General features: G+C 69.3%; 12 protein-coding genes and 1 tRNA gene. 3 read left to right on the forward strand and 10 right to left on the reverse strand.

Features of this window, described 5'->3' with window-relative positions:
• The first annotated feature begins 4 nt into the window (after positions 1 to 4).
• Together EHF32_RS08175 and EHF32_RS08180 are read left to right on the forward strand one after the other, a co-directional pair.
• Positions 5 to 1,339 carry a HupE/UreJ family protein gene (locus EHF32_RS08175; protein ID WP_137417714.1) on the forward strand — a complete coding sequence of 445 codons (1,335 nt, stop codon included), beginning with the start codon at positions 5 to 7 and terminating at the stop codon, positions 1,337 to 1,339.
• Entirely contained in the window at positions 1,336 to 1,680 is a 345-nt protein-coding gene (locus EHF32_RS08180) for an LPXTG cell wall anchor domain-containing protein (RefSeq protein WP_137417715.1), read from the forward strand. The genes EHF32_RS08175 and EHF32_RS08180 overlap by 4 nt, the downstream gene beginning before the upstream one ends.
• A gap of 60 nt (positions 1,681 to 1,740) precedes the next feature.
• Here the strand turns inward: EHF32_RS08180 and EHF32_RS08185 are convergent, their stop codons facing one another.
• Both EHF32_RS08185 and EHF32_RS08190 read right to left on the reverse strand, forming a co-directional pair.
• Positions 1,741 to 2,829 (reverse strand): WxL protein peptidoglycan domain-containing protein, encoded by a 1,089-nt coding sequence (locus tag EHF32_RS08185; RefSeq protein WP_238343661.1) that lies wholly within the window; start codon positions 2,827 to 2,829, stop codon positions 1,741 to 1,743.
• Positions 2,830 to 2,913: 84 nt separating this feature from the next.
• Positions 2,914 to 4,884 carry a purple acid phosphatase family protein gene (locus EHF32_RS08190; protein ID WP_137417716.1) on the reverse strand — a complete coding sequence of 657 codons (1,971 nt, stop codon included), beginning with the start codon at positions 4,882 to 4,884 and terminating at the stop codon, positions 2,914 to 2,916.
• Positions 4,885 to 5,093: 209 nt separating this feature from the next.
• Here EHF32_RS08190 and EHF32_RS08195 point away from each other — a divergent pair, with 209 nt between their 5' ends.
• Complete coding sequence (locus EHF32_RS08195; protein WP_238343662.1) at positions 5,094 to 5,843, forward strand: hypothetical protein; 750 nt, start codon at positions 5,094 to 5,096, stop codon at positions 5,841 to 5,843.
• Positions 5,844 to 5,856: 13 nt separating this feature from the next.
• On the opposite strand, the gene EHF32_RS08200 is transcribed toward EHF32_RS08195, so the two are convergent.
• From EHF32_RS08200 to topA, 8 genes are all read right to left on the reverse strand, one after another.
• On the reverse strand, positions 5,857 to 6,432 hold the full coding sequence (locus EHF32_RS08200) for an isochorismatase family protein (protein ID WP_137417717.1): 576 nt from the start codon (positions 6,430 to 6,432) through the stop codon (positions 5,857 to 5,859).
• On the reverse strand, positions 6,429 to 8,669 hold the full coding sequence (locus EHF32_RS08205; RefSeq protein WP_137417718.1) for an MMPL family transporter: 2,241 nt from the start codon (positions 8,667 to 8,669) through the stop codon (positions 6,429 to 6,431). Before EHF32_RS08205 ends, EHF32_RS08200 begins: the two co-directional genes overlap by 4 nt.
• A 57-nt stretch (positions 8,670 to 8,726) precedes the next feature.
• Complete coding sequence (locus EHF32_RS08210; protein WP_137417719.1) at positions 8,727 to 9,122, reverse strand: hypothetical protein; 396 nt, start codon at positions 9,120 to 9,122, stop codon at positions 8,727 to 8,729.
• Between the two features lie 119 nt (positions 9,123 to 9,241).
• A tRNA-Thr gene (locus EHF32_RS08215) sits at positions 9,242 to 9,314 on the reverse strand.
• 74 nt (positions 9,315 to 9,388) lie between these two features.
• Positions 9,389 to 10,933 carry an alpha/beta hydrolase gene (locus EHF32_RS08220; RefSeq protein WP_137417720.1) on the reverse strand — a complete coding sequence of 515 codons (1,545 nt, stop codon included), beginning with the start codon at positions 10,931 to 10,933 and terminating at the stop codon, positions 9,389 to 9,391.
• Positions 10,930 to 12,084, reverse strand: coding sequence for a DNA polymerase III subunit delta' (locus tag EHF32_RS08225; protein ID WP_137417721.1), 1,155 nt, complete (start codon positions 12,082 to 12,084; stop codon positions 10,930 to 10,932). Before EHF32_RS08225 ends, EHF32_RS08220 begins: the two co-directional genes overlap by 4 nt.
• Before the next feature lie 9 nt (positions 12,085 to 12,093).
• Complete coding sequence (gene tmk / locus EHF32_RS08230) at positions 12,094 to 12,765, reverse strand: dTMP kinase (protein ID WP_137417722.1); 672 nt, start codon at positions 12,763 to 12,765, stop codon at positions 12,094 to 12,096.
• Positions 12,762 to 15,422, reverse strand: coding sequence for a type I DNA topoisomerase (gene topA, locus EHF32_RS08235; protein WP_238343841.1), 2,661 nt, complete (start codon positions 15,420 to 15,422; stop codon positions 12,762 to 12,764). The genes tmk and topA overlap by 4 nt, the downstream gene beginning before the upstream one ends.
• Positions 15,423 to 15,476: the final 54 nt, after the last annotated feature.

Consider the following 15,476-nt stretch of genomic DNA (forward strand, 5'->3'; position numbering starts at 1 on the left):
GCATGTGCCTACCACCGTCGTCCGTCGTGCGCCGGAGACCCGGCTCGCAGCCATTGCGCTCGCGGCCCTCCTGCTGGTCCTCGTTCTCGTCCTCCTGCCGACGCAGCGCGCGGCGGCACATCCCACAGGGTCGACGGGCGTGTTCCTCACGGTGCGCCAGGATGCGGTCGAGGTGAAGATGCAGATCCAGAAGGCCGGCTTCGTGGCGGCCACGGGCTACGACATCGCCACCGACCAGTCGGAGCTCGACGCCATCTCGGACAATCTCATGACGTTCCTGCTCCACCGCGTGCACGTCTCGGACGAGCAGGGCTCATTGGCCGCAACTGTGCTCGAGGAGCCGACCTTCGCGACGGTCAACGACGAGGATGCGATCGAGACGACGCTCCGCTTCACCGCGGGCCGTCCGCTGCAGGGTGCACTGGAGTTCACCGACGACTTCATCATCGACGTCGTCCCCTCCCATCAGGTCTACGTCGCTCTGATCAGCGACTGGGATGACGGCCAGATCAACGAGGGCGAGCCGCAGGTCATCGGCGTGCTGGGCGGCGGCGTGACGCACCTCACGTGGGAGCGCAGCGACACCGACCCGCTGCACGGCCTGCTCGCGGTGATCCGTCTCGGGATGCTGCACATCGCCGAGGGCACCGATCATCTGCTGTTCCTCACGACGCTGCTGATCGTCGCTCCTTCGCTCGCGACACGGGCTCGGCGAGGGTGGCGCTGGCAGCAGCCGATCCCCGTGAAGAAGACCGTGGGCAGGGCAGCGCTGACGATCACCGCGTTCACCGTCGGACATCTGATCACCCTGGCGCTGGTGTCGCTGGGGCTCATCTCCTTCCCCGAGAAGCCGGTGGAGATCCTCGTCGCCGTCTCCATCGCCGTCGCTGCTGCGCACGCGCTGAAGCCTCTGCTCCCCCGCGGTGAGCTGCTCATCGCGGGAGTGTTCGGGCTCGTGCACGGCACGGCGTTCGCCACGACGATCCTCGAGCTCAACCTCGGATTCGGCGAGACGCTCGTCGCGATCATCGGCTTCAACGTCGGCGTCGAGCTCGCACAGCTCATCGCCGCGGTACTCGTGCTCCCTCTGCTCATCTGGCTCTCCCACGCGCGCGCGTTCGTCGGTTTCCGCACCGCCGTCGCGATCGCCGCGATCCTGGCCGCTGCCGCGTGGATCGGCGGGATTCTGACCGACCAGGACTCGGTTCTGCAGCCGGTGTTCACCGAGATCGCGAGCTTCCCCGTCGTGTCGTACCTCCTGCTGGTGGCCCTCGTCGCGGCGCTCTGGTACTTCACGCGCACCACCGCCGCCTCGCGCCGGATCGAGGCGGGACGATGACCGCGTCGCGGCAGCGCGCCCGGACCTCGCTGCTGGGCCGAGGCTCGGTCACGCTGACCGTCGCGGCGCTCCTTCTGGGCGCGGGAGCCTCGGTCGCCGACGCCGCGGAGGACGACCCGGATGCGGGAACGACGACGGGCGAGACCATGGTGATCACCGTCGACGTCCCCGAGCATGTCGGGGCCGCATCCCCATCCCCGACCGCTACAGCACCGCAGGCGCCCGCCGGAGCGCTGCCCGCGACGGGCGACGACGTTCAGCGGCTGCTGCCGTGGCTCCTCGGCGCACTGGCCGTCACGGGCGCCGGCGCGGCCCTGGCCGCTCGCCGACGCCGCGCCTGAGCCGCCACCCACGACAGAGTGCCCCCGGATCCTTCCGGGGGCACTCTGTCGTGGCGAGGCTCAGTCGGCCGACGAAGCCCCGACTGCCGCCTTGGCACGCTCTTCGGCGAGGGCGTGGGCGACCGCATCCTCCACGCGCGCGTCGGCACGCTGCTGCGCGGCCTCGCTGCGCCGGCGACGCGCGCGCAGCAGCAGGAAGACCGCGGCCGCCGCGAGCAGGACGATCACGAGCAGGGTCCACGGGATGGCGACGCCGATCGTCTGCCCCGTCACCGTCTCGAGCGGAGTCGTCGAGCCGGACGCATCGGTCACGACGGGCACCACGTGCACGCCCGCGATGAGCGCGAGCACGGGAGGGACGCCCGGCACGGAGACCGTCTGGGTCCACGACTCGCCGGGAAGGAGCGCGGGCACGTCCTGTGCCGCCTCGGCATCGATTCCGAACAGGTCGAAGACTCCGCTGACACGCGCCGTCGGCTGCGCGGCGATCGTGGCGTTTCCGGTGTTGTGCAGGGTGTAGGTCACGGTGGCGTCACCGCCGACGAAGGGGTTGAGCCCGCCGTTCCAGGCGACAGACATGTTCTCGACCGCCAGGGAGGGGGCGAGCTCGCCGCCGACCCGCAGGTTGACGCGGATCCCCAGTCTCCGATCGACCGTGACGCCGTTCTGCGCGTCCGGCGCACTGAGCGAAGTGACCACGCCGCCGGCGTAGTCGCCGGGCGTGGCGTTCTCGGGGACGGAGAGGGTGAACGGGACGGTGACCGTCTCGCCGGCCGCCACCGTCACGGTCGCCTGCTGGGGCATGATCCACGCGCCGATCGCATGGGACGGCTCCCCCGCGACGAGCAACGACAGCTGGCCCTCGTCGGAGGTGGAGCCGTCGGCGGCGTACACCTTGAGATCCAGCGCCTCGTCACCGTGGTTCGCGATCGTGACGGCGTCCGAGACGGAACCGCCCGGATCGACCGTGTAGCTGTAGTTCGTGCGCTCCGCGCCCAGGTTGTTGGAGGCGGTCCGGACGGTCCAGGTGACCTCATCGCCCTCGGCGGCCTGAACGGGTGCGGCGAAGGCGAGGACGGCGAGCAGGGCGAGCATCGCGGAGCTCAGCGCGATGAGGCGAGGATGCGGAGGGGTCGAGCGTGGGTTCACGGAGGTCTTTCGGGTCGGAGGGGAATGGGGATGTCCGTGGGAGAGGGCACAGGCCCTCTCCCACGGACGGAGGGTGCGCAGGCGTCAGCCGGCGAGCGCGGTGAGGGTCAGGGTCGCGCGGTAGCTGCCCTTGGCCGTCTCGGTCGGGAGCTTGAGATCGAGCGCCGCACCGAGCAGCGCCGACCCCTTCGTGTGTCCCTGCGCGGCAGAGCCGAGCACGCGACTGACCGCCAGACCGTCACCGGTGTCGTAACCCGAGGCGACGGATGCACCGGCGGTGGCCCCGGCTCCGTCGGTGACGACCTTCGGCGTCCAGCCGAGGTAGCGGCCGGAGAACGTCTTGTCGCCGTCCTTGAAGTCCCCGAGCACCGAGGTGAGCGACCACGGCGCCAGCGAAGAGCGCGTGTCGGTGACGCTGATCGGGTTGATCTCGCCCGTCGCCTCGAAGTGGTCGCCCTTCTCCTCGGCGGTACCGAGGTCGACGAGACCGTTCTGTCCATCGATCGTCCAGCCGAACTCGCCGGGAGCCTGGTTGGGAACGTCGACCTGGATGTCCTGACCGTCGCCGTGGAAGGGGTGGATGGTGACCGAGTCGATCAGGGACCCGACGCCGTCGACCGCCGTGCTCGAACCGGGCGTTCCGCACCAGCTGACCTTGCCCTGCTCCACCGCGGCGTTGGGAGCGTCGCAGGTGCCCGAACGGATGCCCTCGACCACGAGCTGGTCGGCGCGCACCTGCACCTTGACGTAGCTGCGCACGTGCTCCTGGTTCTGCACCGAGTTGTACCAGTAGTCGCTCGGCTTCAGCGGGTCGGGGCCGTTGCCCGCTCCCGTGGTGCCGCTGTTGTCGGGCGCCGTGATGTCGTAGTACTTCGACCCCGATGCCGAGTTCGCCGTCATGTAGATGACGCCGCCCTCGCCGACGAAGACATCGTTCTGACCGGGCTGCTCGTCCGGGTTGGCCTTCTCGCCATTCTTGATCTCGTAGCTGCGGGTGTAGACGTGGTCGTGGCCCTGGAGGACGAGATCCACGCCGAGCTTGGAGAACGTCGTCGGGAAGTCCACGCGGCGCACCTTGTTGTCGGCGTCCTTCGCGTGGTCGGCGGCGGAGTAGATCGAGTGGTGGTACACGAGCACGGTGTACTTGGCGTCGGCGCCGTGCTGGTTCACCACATCCGTGACGTACTGCACGTGGGCCGCGTCACCGCCGCCGTTCGCCGAGTTGTAGCTGTTGCTGTTCAGATCGATGAACAGCACGTCCTTGTAGATGTACCAGTAGTCGCCGCCGGACGTGGTCGCCTTGTTGGCCGGGTCCTTGTAGTACGCCGAGGAATAGTCGGTGTTGGGCGTGTAGAAGTGCTGCTCGTACGCCTTGCCGCCGACGTCGTGGTTACCGATCGTCGCGGCCCACGGGTACTGGCGCAGCTGGTCGGGAGCGAGGAACGCGTCCCACTGCGGCTCGGTGTTGGCCGTCTCGACCTGGTCGCCGCCGGAGACCAGCAGCTCCGCGTTCGGGTTGGCCGTCAGCGCGACGTTCATGGTGTCGGCCCAGCCGGCGCCGTCCTTCGCGACGTTGCCCGACGACCCGATCTGGGGGTCGCCGAAGAACAGGAAGTCGAAGTCGCCCTCGAAGGACTGCGTCTTGAACGAGTAGGTCGGCGACCAGTTGCCGTCGGATCCCACGCGGTACGAGTACTGCGTGTTCTCCTGCAGCCCCGACAGGACCGCGTGGCGGTTGTATCCCGTGGTCGAGACGTTGGCCGCTCCGGTGGCGGCGAAGGTGGTCACGGAGGCCACGAACTGACCGTTCACCACGGCCGAGGTGGGGGCCAACTGCACGACCTGCGACGTGTCGGCCGAGGTGTACCAGGACACCGTGCGCTGCGTCTCGTTGGAGGCGACGCCCAGCACGATGCCGGTGTAGCCCGCCGGGTCGTCGGCGTGCGCCGCGGGGGCGACGAGGGCGCCGCTGAGCATCAGCGCGGCGCCGACCGCCGCCGCCGAGGCCCACAGGGCCGCGCGACCCGTGGGCCGCGAGGGTGCTGCAAGGAGCATGTGTCTTCCGTTTCTGGAGAGGAAGTGGATGTGGGTCAACCAGGAAGGCGCACGGATGCCGGCGCCTGCACGCAGACTGGCCCGCCGAACTTTCCTGGGAGTGAACGATCGATGGCATACGAATCGGCCGTCGGGAGAACAGATGAGGATCACGGAGTGACCCGCCGGTGCGCTCGGCCGGTGAACGCCGGCGGCAGATCCGGAGAACAATGCGCGAACCGGGGCTCGAGAGCACGGCGGCGGTCACCGCGACCGGCATCCTGGTGTCGCCCCTCCCACTTCTGCAAGGACTCTCTGTGCCGCACCGCCCCGCATCCCTCGTCCTCGGCGCGACCGGCCTCGCGCTCGCCCTCGCTCTGACCGGATGCGCGAGCACGGACTGGAACGTTCCGCGCGACACGATCGGCGTGGTGGGATCGCCCGCGCCGGGTTTCGCCCCCGAGATCGAACCGACACCGGAGGCCACGGTCGATCCGCGCAGCGGGTCGTGGGACGACGTGCATCCCGCGCCCGGCTACCGCGTCGTGCTCCTCACCTCCGGCGACGACGCCACAACCCAGGCGCTGCGGGACGCCGTGACGGCATGGGCGGCCGACGAGGACGTCGACCTGAGAACCGTGGATGCGGACGACGACGCGATCTCGGGCATCGTGCACGCAATGGATCTGAACCCCGAGCTCGTGGTCGCGGCCGGTGAGGACCTCATCGACGCGATGGCCATGGTGACGCCGAACCACCTCGACATCGCGTTCCTCGTGCTCGGCGCGGAACTGGCCGAGCCCACCGAGAACGTCACTGCCGTCGACTGGACCGGTGCGGGATTCCGTGGCGAGGGCCTGGGGTCGGCCACGCACTTCGACGAGGCGTCGTTCACCCCCGAGCGCTGCGACGACGCCATCCGCGCGGGCGTCGCGGCCGTGCTGACCGGGATGACCGGCGTCGTGCTCTGGATCTCGTGATCTCCGTGCGCGCTCAGCGCGACACGGTCACCTCTGCGCCGGCGTGCGCGATCTCGGCGAGGGCCTTCTCACTCGACTCGGCGTGCACGCCGGCGACGAGGTCGGTGAACACGCGCACATGCCGGCCTGCGGCGATGGCATCCAGGGCCGAGGCGCGCACGCAGTAGTCGGTCGCGAGACCCACCACGTCGATGTCGAGGATCCCGTGCTCCGCAAGCAGCTCGGTCGCCGTGCGTCCGTCGTCGGTGCGCCCCTCGAAGAGCGAGTACGCGGGCTCTCCGCGCCCCTTCTTGAGATGATGCGTCACAGCGGACGTGTCGAACACCTCGTCGTACTCCGCGCCGAAGGTTCCCGCCACGCAGTGCGGCGGCCACGTGTCGATGAAGTCGGGCTCCGCGGCGAAGTGCCCGCCGTTGTCGCCCTCGGCATCGTGCCAGTCCCGGGATGCCACGATGAGGCCGTAGTCGCCCGCGTGCTCCGCGAGGTACGCGGAGATCCGCTCGGCGACCGCGTCACCCCCTGCCACACCGAGCGCACCGTGCTCGGTGAAGTCGTTCTGGACGTCGACGATGAACAGCGCCTTGGTCATGCTCCGAGCGTACGCCGGTACTCGGCGCGCGTCATCGGCGCCGCATCCTTCGTCTCCGGCCCTGCACGCCACAGCTTGGAGGGCCACCACACCGCGCGCCCGATATCGGAGGCGAGTGCGGGCACCAGAAGCGAACGGACGACGAAGGTGTCCAGCAGCACGCCGAACGCGACGATGAACGCCAACTGCGCCAGGAACAGGATCGGAATGACACCGAGGGCGGCGAACGTCGCCGCGAGCACGAGGCCGGCCGAGGTGATGACGCCTCCGGTCGACACGAGGCCGCGCACGATGCCCGCGCGCGTGCCGTGGCGAAGCGACTCCTCCCGCACGCGCGACATGAGGAAGATGTTGTAGTCGATGCCGAGCGCGACGAGGAAGACGAAGCCGTAGAGCGGCACCGCGGGGTCTGCGCCGGGGAAGTCGAACACGTGGTTGAACACGAGCGCGCTCACCCCCATCGCGGTGCCGAACGAGATCACGGTGCTCGCGATCAGCAGCACCGGCGCGAGGATCGATCGCAGCAGCAGCATGAGGATGACGAAGACGACGGCGAGGATGACCGGGATGATGACCGTGCGGTCACGGATCGAGGTGGCGTTCGTGTCGACGTCGATGGCGGTCTGGCCGCCCACCAGCGCCGCGCCTTCTCCGAGATCGCTGTCGAGGGTGTCTCGCAGCGCCACGACGGCGTCGTCGGCCGCGGCGGAGTCGGCCGCATCCGCGAGCGTCGCGATCAGCAGCACGTCGCCGTCGACGGTGGTGGCCGAGGGCGCGGGGGTGCCGGGAGGGCCGACCGCGGCGAGCTCGAGCGCGCCTTGCGAGACGGTGACCGACGCCTGACCCGTCGGCGAGTCCGCGGCGGCGATCGCCACGCTGTCGATGCCTTCGGCGTCCGACGTGGCGGTGACGGCGGCGGCCGCATCCGTTTCGGAGACCACGACGTAGACCGGGCTGCCGGAGCCGGCCGGGAAGTGCTCCGCGAGCACGTCCTGGCCGTCACGCGCCTGCGAGTACCCGAGCACGAGGTCGCTGGAGGGCACGCCGTCGGCCTTGAGCTGCGTGATGCCCGCGGCTCCCACGAGCAGGACGACGGTGCTGATGGTCCACACCGGACGAGCACGCCGCGTGACGAATCGCGCCACCCGCGGCCAGAGGCCCGACACGGGGGCGTTCGGGTCGTCAGACGGCACCGCGGCGGGGTGCTTCGGAATGAAGGGCCAGAAAGCGGCGCGGCCGAAGAGCGCGAGCAGCGCGGGCAGGAAGGTGAGTGCGGAGAGCATCGCGAACGCGATGCCGATGGCCGCGATCGGTCCGAGCGCACGGTTGCTGGCGAGGTCCGAGAGCAGCAGGCAGAGCAGTCCCGCGATGACGGTTCCCCCGGAGGCGAGGATGGGCTCGAACGCGCCGCGCCAGGCCTGTACGGTCGCCGGCCACCTCTTCTGCCCCTCGGCCACCGCCTCGCGGTATCTCGCCACGAAAAGGAGCGCGTAGTCGGTGGCGGCGCCGATGACGAGGATGAACAGGATGCCCTGCACCTGGCCGTTCAGCACGAAGATCCCGGCTTTGGCGAGCCACCACACGGTCAGCAGGGCCACGCACAGCGCGAACACGCTCGTGAGCAGCACGAGCACCGGCAGCAGCGGGGATCGGTAGACGATGACGAGGATCACGAAGACGGCGATGAGCGCGACGCCGAGCAGCAGCCCGTCGATGCCGAGAAACCCCTCGACGAGGTCCGCCGTGAATCCGGCGGGGCCGGTCACCCATCCTTCGACGCCCGACGGCGCCTGTGAGGCGACGACGTCGCGGACCGCCTCGACAGCCTCGGGCACCTCGCCCGAGGCGTCGATGGGCACGAAGATCTGGGCGGCGAGACCGTCGTCGGACACGATCGGCGGCGAGATGCCGTCGAGGACTCCGGGCGTCTGCGCGATGTCGTCGGCAACCGTCTGCAGCCCGGCGAGCTGCTCGTCGCTGAGCTTCTGGTCCGCCGAGAACACCACGACGGCCGGGATGCTGTCACCGGCGAGGAAGTCAGGAAGCCTCTCGTTGACCTGCGTGGAGGCCGCGCTCTGCGGCAGGAACGTCGACTGGTCGTTGGTGGAGACCTCGTCGACCTTGCCGAAGTACGGGCCACCGATCGAGCCCACGACGAGCCAGACGAGCACGAGCAGCGCGGGGATACCCACCCGGAGCCAGCGGGAGGGTCGGGTCGACGTCGAGGATGCGGCCATGTCGCTAGCTTATCTAGCTATATAGCCTTCGCGCCACTTGTTTCTTCTGCTTGCTTCTCAGGACGCGAACATGCTCACGAGGGACAGAACGAGCGCGAGGACGCCGACGGCGAGGAACCCCACCGTGAACCATCCGGTCAGCCGTACGAGCGGAGATCGCGCGACGAACCGCATCCGGTCGTCCGCACCCGGCCGGTAGTAGATGGCCGCCTCGTCCGCGCCTGCAAGATGAGCCTCGTCGGCGTCGCTGAGCACGGCGCGCCCCACCCCGCCCTCCGCGGTGAACCAGTGCGCGACGCGTCCGTTCTCGCCCGGTTCGATCACCGCGTTCGCGGGGGTCCACGTGCCGTCGACCAGCAGCAGGATCAGCCAGACGACGCCGACGGCCACCGCGCCGAGGAAGCCGACCCAGGTGAACGTCTCCAGCAGCACGTCGACGGTGTGACCCACCATCCGATCATCCCACCCCCTCCCGCCCGCTCCGCCATCCCGGGCGAATGCTGCGGGCGCGCAGATGCGGAGGCCGGGAAAACAGAAGAGGGGCCCCTTCCGGGACCCCTCTTCTCGTGCTGAGCCGCCTAAGGGAATCGAACCCTTGACCTATTCATTACGAGTGAATCGCTCTGCCGTCTGAGCTAAGGCGGCGCGCGTCGCTTCCGCGATGCACAAGCAACGATCTTACATGCTCGAACGGGCGGCCGCGAACGCTCGGGAGGCGCTCACTCGCAGCGCAGGCCGTCCTGGGGCACCGTGCCGTCGACGAAGTACGCCTCCACTGCGTCGTCGACGCAGGTGTTGCCCTTGTTGTAGCCGGTGTGACCCTCGCCGACCCGCGTGATCAGCACGCCGGAAGCGAGCTGATCGGCCAGTGCCACCGACCAGTCGTAGGGAGTGGCGGGGTCGTTCGTCGTGCCGATGACCACGATCGGCGCGGCGCCCTGAGCGGTCAGCGCCTTACGCTCGCCGCTCGGCGGGAAGGGCCACGAGGCGCACGAGTCGACGTCGCTGGACCAGTACGGCGCGACGGTCGGCGCGCGCTCCGCGAGCAGAGCCTTCGACGCGGCCTCCTGCTCCGGCGTGGCATCGTCCGGGTAGTCCATGCAGTTGTAGGCGATGAAGGCCTCGGTGGAGTTGTCGCTGTAAGCGCCACCGCTGCGGTTGTAGTAAAAATCGGCGAGCTGGAACGCGACCGACGGATCGCCCTGCAACGCGTCCGACAGCGCCGTGGTCAGATACGACCAGCTGTCCTGCGAGTAGAGCGCGGCGACGATCGCGGTCATCATCGAGTCGGCGCCCATACGGCGGCCGTCCGCGTTGACGAGCGGATTGCGATCGGCACTCGCGAGCAGCGTGCTGAGATCCGACATGCCGTCGTCGACCGTGCCGGTGAAGGGGCAGTCGGAACCCTGGAGGCACGAGGCCATGTAGGCACGCAGCGCCGATTCGAATCCGATGCCCTGCGTCGTCGACACATCCAGCTGGGAGGTTTCGGGATCGATCGCGCCGTCGAGGACGAGGCGGCCGACACGCTCCGGGAAGAGCTGCGCGTACGTCGCGCCCAGGAACGTGCCGTAGGAGTAGCCGAGGTAGTTGAGCTTCTCGTCACCCAGCACGCCGCGCAGCAGGTCCATGTCGCGTGCGGACTGCTCGGTCGTGATGAACTGCAGGATGCCGTCGCTGTTCGCCTCGCACGCCTGGGCGAACGTCGCGTTGCGCGCCTCGAGCTGACTGTTCCACTCCGCGGACCCGCGGGTGCCCGTGGGGATGTCGAACAGATAGCGGTCCATGTCCGGGGCGTCGAAGCAGCGCACCGCGCTCGACTCGCCGACGCCGCGCGGGTCGAACCCGATGACGTCGTAGTCGCTCTGGAGAGCGTCGCCGACCGCGAACGAGAGCGAATCGCGGATGAGTGCGACACCGCTCGCGCCGGGGCCGCCGGGGTTCGTCAGCAGCGAGCCGAGGGGCTCTCCATCGGTGGCGAGATGACGCACGACGGCGAGGTCGATCTCGCCGGCCGACGGGTTGTTCCAGTCGAGGGGGGCCGTAACCGTGGTGCAGTCGAGGCCGGTGCCGCACGCGTTCCACGCGAGCTCCTGCCCGTAGAACGGCAGCAGCTCCTCGGAGATGCCGGTCGTGTCGGGCTCTGCGCTGCGGGTCGGCGAGGGCGCGACGTCGACCTTGAACGCGCACCCGGCGAGGGCGGCGAGGGTGACGACGACGCCTGTCACGGCGATCAGGCGACGGATGCGGGGGGCGGCGCTCATGACGCGCTCCTTCCGGTGGCGACGGCGACCAGCAGGCTCTCGAGCGCCAACGCGGGGGCCGCATTGCGCTCGAGGTTCCGTCGGGTCAGGGCGATCTCGTCGAGGACGAGAAGGGTGCGAGCCGGCTCCCATGCCGCCGCAAGGGCATGCAGGTCGTCGGACAATTCGGTGTTGATGAGGCCGTCGGTGCGGCCGAACTGCACCATCACCACGTCGCGGAACAGCGACTGCAGGTCGGTGAGGACGCGGTCGATGCCGTCGCGGAGGCTGCGCGTCGCGCGCCGCTTCTGCTCGTCGGCCAGCGCATTGAGCTGCGATCGGACCGCGGGTGGCACCGCGGCACCCTCGGCGAGGCCGACGGTTCGCAGGAGTGATGCCCGTTCGGCCTCGTCTCGCTCGACGGTGAGGGCCTTCGCGTCGTCGGTGGCGACCTGCACGATGCGGGCGGCTGCGTCCACCGCGTCTCCGACGCCGCGCACGGCGAGTGCGCTGCGCAGCGTCTCGTCGCGCCGCCGGCGCGCGTCGTCATCCGTCGCCAGGCGCTGCGCCATGCCGATGTGGCGCTGCGCATGCCGCGCGGCCTGCTCGGCGACCTCCGCGTCGACCCCGGTGCGCTGGGTGATCAGACGAGCGACGTCGGACACATCCGGCTCGCGCAAGCGGACCGTGCGCACACGAGAGCGGATGGTGGGCAGCAGATCGGCGTCGCTCGGCGCGCAGAGCACCCAGATCGTGCGCTCCGGCGGCTCTTCGAGCGCCTTGAGCAGCACGTTCGAGGTGCGCTCGGCCATGCGGTCGGCGTCTTCGACAACGATCACGCGATAGCGGCCCAGCGAGGGCGAGTAGTACGCGCGCTCGACGAGCTGGCGCGCCTCCTCGATGCGGATGACGACCTGCTCCGTACGCAGCGCGGTGAGGTCTGGATGGGTGCGAGCGAGCACCTGGCGCACGGCCGCCTCATCACCGGGCTCGGCGATGAGGGCCGCTGCGAACCCGTAGGCCAGCGTCGAGCGGCCCGAACCGGGAGGGCCCGTGATCAGCCACGCATGCGTGAGCTGCGCAGGATCGGAGGCGGCCGCTTGCAGCAGCTGCACCGCGGCGTCCTGCCCCCACACGTCTTCCCAGGCGAGAGAGGACGTGGCGGTGTGCATGCGCCCAGCCTATCCGCGGCCGTCGACGCTCCCGTCAGCGTCCACAGGAGGCAGCAGGCTTGCGACGCGATCGCGGATGACGGCGGCGATCTCCTCGACACCCGCGGTCGCATCGATCACCAGGAAACGCTGCGGCTCACCCGCGGCGAGGTCCAAGAAGGCGGCTCGCACCCTGGTGTGGAACTCGTCCTTCTCCGCCTCGAGGCGGTCGAACGGCTTGTCGGCGGCATCGAGGCGGGAGCGTGCGGATGCCGGGTCGAGATCCAGCAGCACGGTCACATCCGGCAGCGCGCCTCCGGTGGCCCAGAGCGACAGCTGGCGGATCTCCCCCGCATCCAACACGCGTCCGGCGCCCTGGTACGCGACGGACGAGTCGAGGTAGCGGTCCTGCACGACGATCTCGCCGCGAGCCAGGGCGGGCCGCACGAGCGTCTCGACGTGCTGGGCGCGATCCGCCGCGTAGAGCAGCGCCTCGGCCCGCGCCGCGACCTCGCCCCGGTGATGCAGGACGATGTCACGCACCAGGACACCGACCTCGGTTCCCCCGGGCTCCCGAGTCCGCACGACCGTGCGGCCGGACTCGCGCAGCCACTGCTCGAGCAGGCCCGCCTGTGTGGTCTTTCCCGAGCCGTCACCACCCTCGAAGGTGATCCACAGACCCGACGGCGTCGCGGCGGTCACTTCTTCGCGGGTGTCTTGCGGGTGGTCGTCTTGCGCGCCGAGGTGCGCTTGGGTGCAGGTCCCTTGGCGCGCTTGTCGGCGAGCAGCTGCTTCGCCCGCTCGAAGTCGACGTCGTCGACCGTCTCGCCGCGCGGAATGGTGGCGTTCGTCTCACCGTCGGTGACGTAGGCACCGAAGCGGCCGTCCTTGATCTTGATCGGCTTGCCGCTGACCGGGTCGGCGTCGAACTCCTTCAGAGCGCTGGATGCGCGCCTGGCGCCGTACTTGGGCTGTGCATAGAGCTCGAGTGCCTCCTCGATGGTGATGTCGAAGATCTGCTGCTCGGAGTCGAGCGAACGCGAGTCGGTGCCCTTCTTCAGGTACGGACCGTAACGGCCGTTCTGAGCGGTGATCTCCTCCTCGGTCGCGGGGTCCACGCCCACGACGCGCGGCAGCTCGAGCAGCTTGAGCGCCGTGTCGAGATCGACGGTGTCGACCGACATGCTCTTGAAGAGCGAGGCGGTGCGGGGCTTGGGCGCGGCTTCCTTCTTCGCGCCGCGCCTCTTGGGCGCTTCGGCGACCTCACCGGTCGCCTCGTCCACCGCATCCGGATCGACGGGATCGACTTCCTGGACGTAGGGGCCGAAACGGCCGTCCTTGACGACGATGAGCTTGCCGTTGTCGGGGTTCTCGCCCAGCACGCGGTCGCCGGCGATCGGAGCGTCGACGAGTTCCTGCGCCTTCTCGGCGGTCAGCTCGTCGGGCGCCAGCTCGTCGGGGATGTTGATGATGCGGGGCTTGGCCTCGGGATCCGCCGGATCGACCACCTCGAGGTACGGTCCGTACTTGCCGAAGCGGAGCGTCGCGGTGTCGGTGATCCGAGTGGCGTTGAGCTCGCGCGCGTCGATGTCGCCGAGGTTGTCGACGATGTGACGGAGTCCGACGTGGTTCTCGGAACCGAAGTAGAACTCCCGCAGCCACTGCTCGCGTCGCTGCTCGCCGCGGGCGATCGCGTCGAGGTCGTCCTCGAGCGCCGCCGTGAAGTCGTAGTCGACCAGGTCGGAGAAGTGCTGTTCGAGCAGACGCACGACGCTGAAGGCGAGCCAGCTGGGCACGAGGGCCTGACCGCGCTTGGAGACGTAGCCGCGGTCGAGGATCACGTCGATGATGCTGGCGAACGTGGAGGGACGACCGATGCCCTTCTCCTCCAGCGCCTTCACGAGACTCGCTTCGGTGTAGCGCGGCTTCGGCGACGTCGAGTGCCCCTTGGGCTCCACTTCGCGCGTGGCCAGCTCGTCGCCGACGCTCAGGGCGGGCAGCGACTGGTCGTCGGCCTTGTCGGCGTCGGCGCGCTTCTCATCGCGGCCCTCCTCGTACGCCTCCAGGAAGCCCTTGAAGGTGTAGACGGTGCCGGATGCGGTGAACTCGAGCGCCTTCTTGTCTGCCGTCAGCGCGAGCGTGACGGTGGTGGTGTCGTACTTGGCGTCGGCCATCTGGCTCGCGACCGTGCGCTTCCAGATCAGGTCGTACACACGCTGCTCGTCGCGATCGAGGTGGGAGGCGACGGATGCGGGCGTGCGGAAGTGCTCGCCAGAGGGACGGATGGCCTCGTGTGCCTCCTGCGCGTTCTTGCTCTTGCTCGCGTACACGCGCGGGTTGGCGGGCACGGCGCGGTCGCCGTAGAGGGTCACGGCCTGCTCGCGCGCCGCCTCGATCGCCTGCTTCGAGAGCGAGGTCGAGTCGGTGCGCATATAGGTGATGTACCCCTTCTCGTAGAGACGCTGGGCGACACTCATCGTGTGCTTCGCGCTCATCGAGAGCTTGCGGCCGGCCTCCTGCTGCAGCGTCGAGGTCGTGAACGGCGCGCGAGGGCTGCGAGTTCCCGGCTTCGATTCGAGCGCGGAGACCTGTGCCGTGCCGACGCTCTCGATGGCCGCGGCCAGCGCGCGCACGTCCTCTTCGGTGAGGACGACGACGGCCTTCTTCAGTTGGCCCTTGTCGTCGAAGTCCGTGCCGCGCGCGAGCGGTGCGCCGTCGAGGCGGGCCAGGCGCGCGGTGAACGACTGGTCGCCCTTGACGGCGAGCGTCTCGATGTCCCAGTAGCTCGCCGAGACGAACGACATGCGCTCGCGCTCCCGGTCGACGACGAGACGGGTGGCCGCGGACTGCACGCGACCGGCACTCAGCGCGGCTCCTTCGCGGCCGCTTCCGACCTTGCGCCACAGCACGGGCGAGACGTCCCAGCCGTAGAGGCGGTCGAGCACTCGACGGGTCTCCTGCGCGTCCACAAGGGCCAGATCGAGCTCGCGCGTGTTCTCGGCGGCGGCGCGGATGGCGTCCTTGGTGATCTCGTGGAACACCATGCGCTTGACGGGGACCTTGGGCTTGAGCACCTCGAGCAGGTGCCACGCGATGGCTTCGCCTTCGCGGTCTTCATCGGTGGCGAGCAGGACCTCGCTCGCATCCTTCACCGCCCGCTTGAGCTCGGCGACAGTCTTGGTCTTGCGGTCGTTGACCACGTAGAAGGGGTCGAAGCCGTTGTCGACGTCGATCGAGTACTTGCCGTACGCGGCCTTCTTCTCGGCCGGAATGTCCTTCTTGCTCGCGAGATCGCGGATGTGCCCCACGGAGCTGAGCACCTCGTAGTCATCACCCAGGTAGCCCTGGATCGAGGTCATCTTGGTCGGCGACTCGACGATCACGAGCGTCTTGCCGCTCTTCGTCGTGGTCTG

The sequence above is a fragment of the Microbacterium sp. RG1 genome, from assembly GCF_005347485.1.
GTDB classification, from domain to species: domain Bacteria; phylum Actinomycetota; class Actinomycetes; order Actinomycetales; family Microbacteriaceae; genus Microbacterium; species Microbacterium binotii_A.

Coding starts and splice junctions, on each gene's coding strand:
- EHF32_RS08180 (WP_137417715.1), top strand. CDS start 1,336: ATGACCGCGTCGCGGCAGCGCGCCCGGACCTCGCTGCTGGGCCGAGGC.
- EHF32_RS08195 (WP_238343662.1), top strand. CDS start 5,094: ATGCGCGAACCGGGGCTCGAGAGCACGGCGGCGGTCACCGCGACCGGC.
- EHF32_RS08220 (WP_137417720.1), bottom strand. CDS start 10,933: ATGAGCGCCGCCCCCCGCATCCGTCGCCTGATCGCCGTGACAGGCGTC.
- EHF32_RS08205 (WP_137417718.1), bottom strand. CDS start 8,669: ATGGCCGCATCCTCGACGTCGACCCGACCCTCCCGCTGGCTCCGGGTG.
- EHF32_RS08200 (WP_137417717.1), bottom strand. CDS start 6,432: ATGACCAAGGCGCTGTTCATCGTCGACGTCCAGAACGACTTCACCGAG.
- EHF32_RS08190 (WP_137417716.1), bottom strand. CDS start 4,884: ATGCTCCTTGCAGCACCCTCGCGGCCCACGGGTCGCGCGGCCCTGTGG.
- EHF32_RS08225 (WP_137417721.1), bottom strand. CDS start 12,084: ATGCACACCGCCACGTCCTCTCTCGCCTGGGAAGACGTGTGGGGGCAG.
- topA (WP_238343841.1), bottom strand. CDS start 15,422: ATGACCTCGATCCAGGGCTACCTGGGTGATGACTACGAGGTGCTCAGC.
- EHF32_RS08210 (WP_137417719.1), bottom strand. CDS start 9,122: ATGGTGGGTCACACCGTCGACGTGCTGCTGGAGACGTTCACCTGGGTC.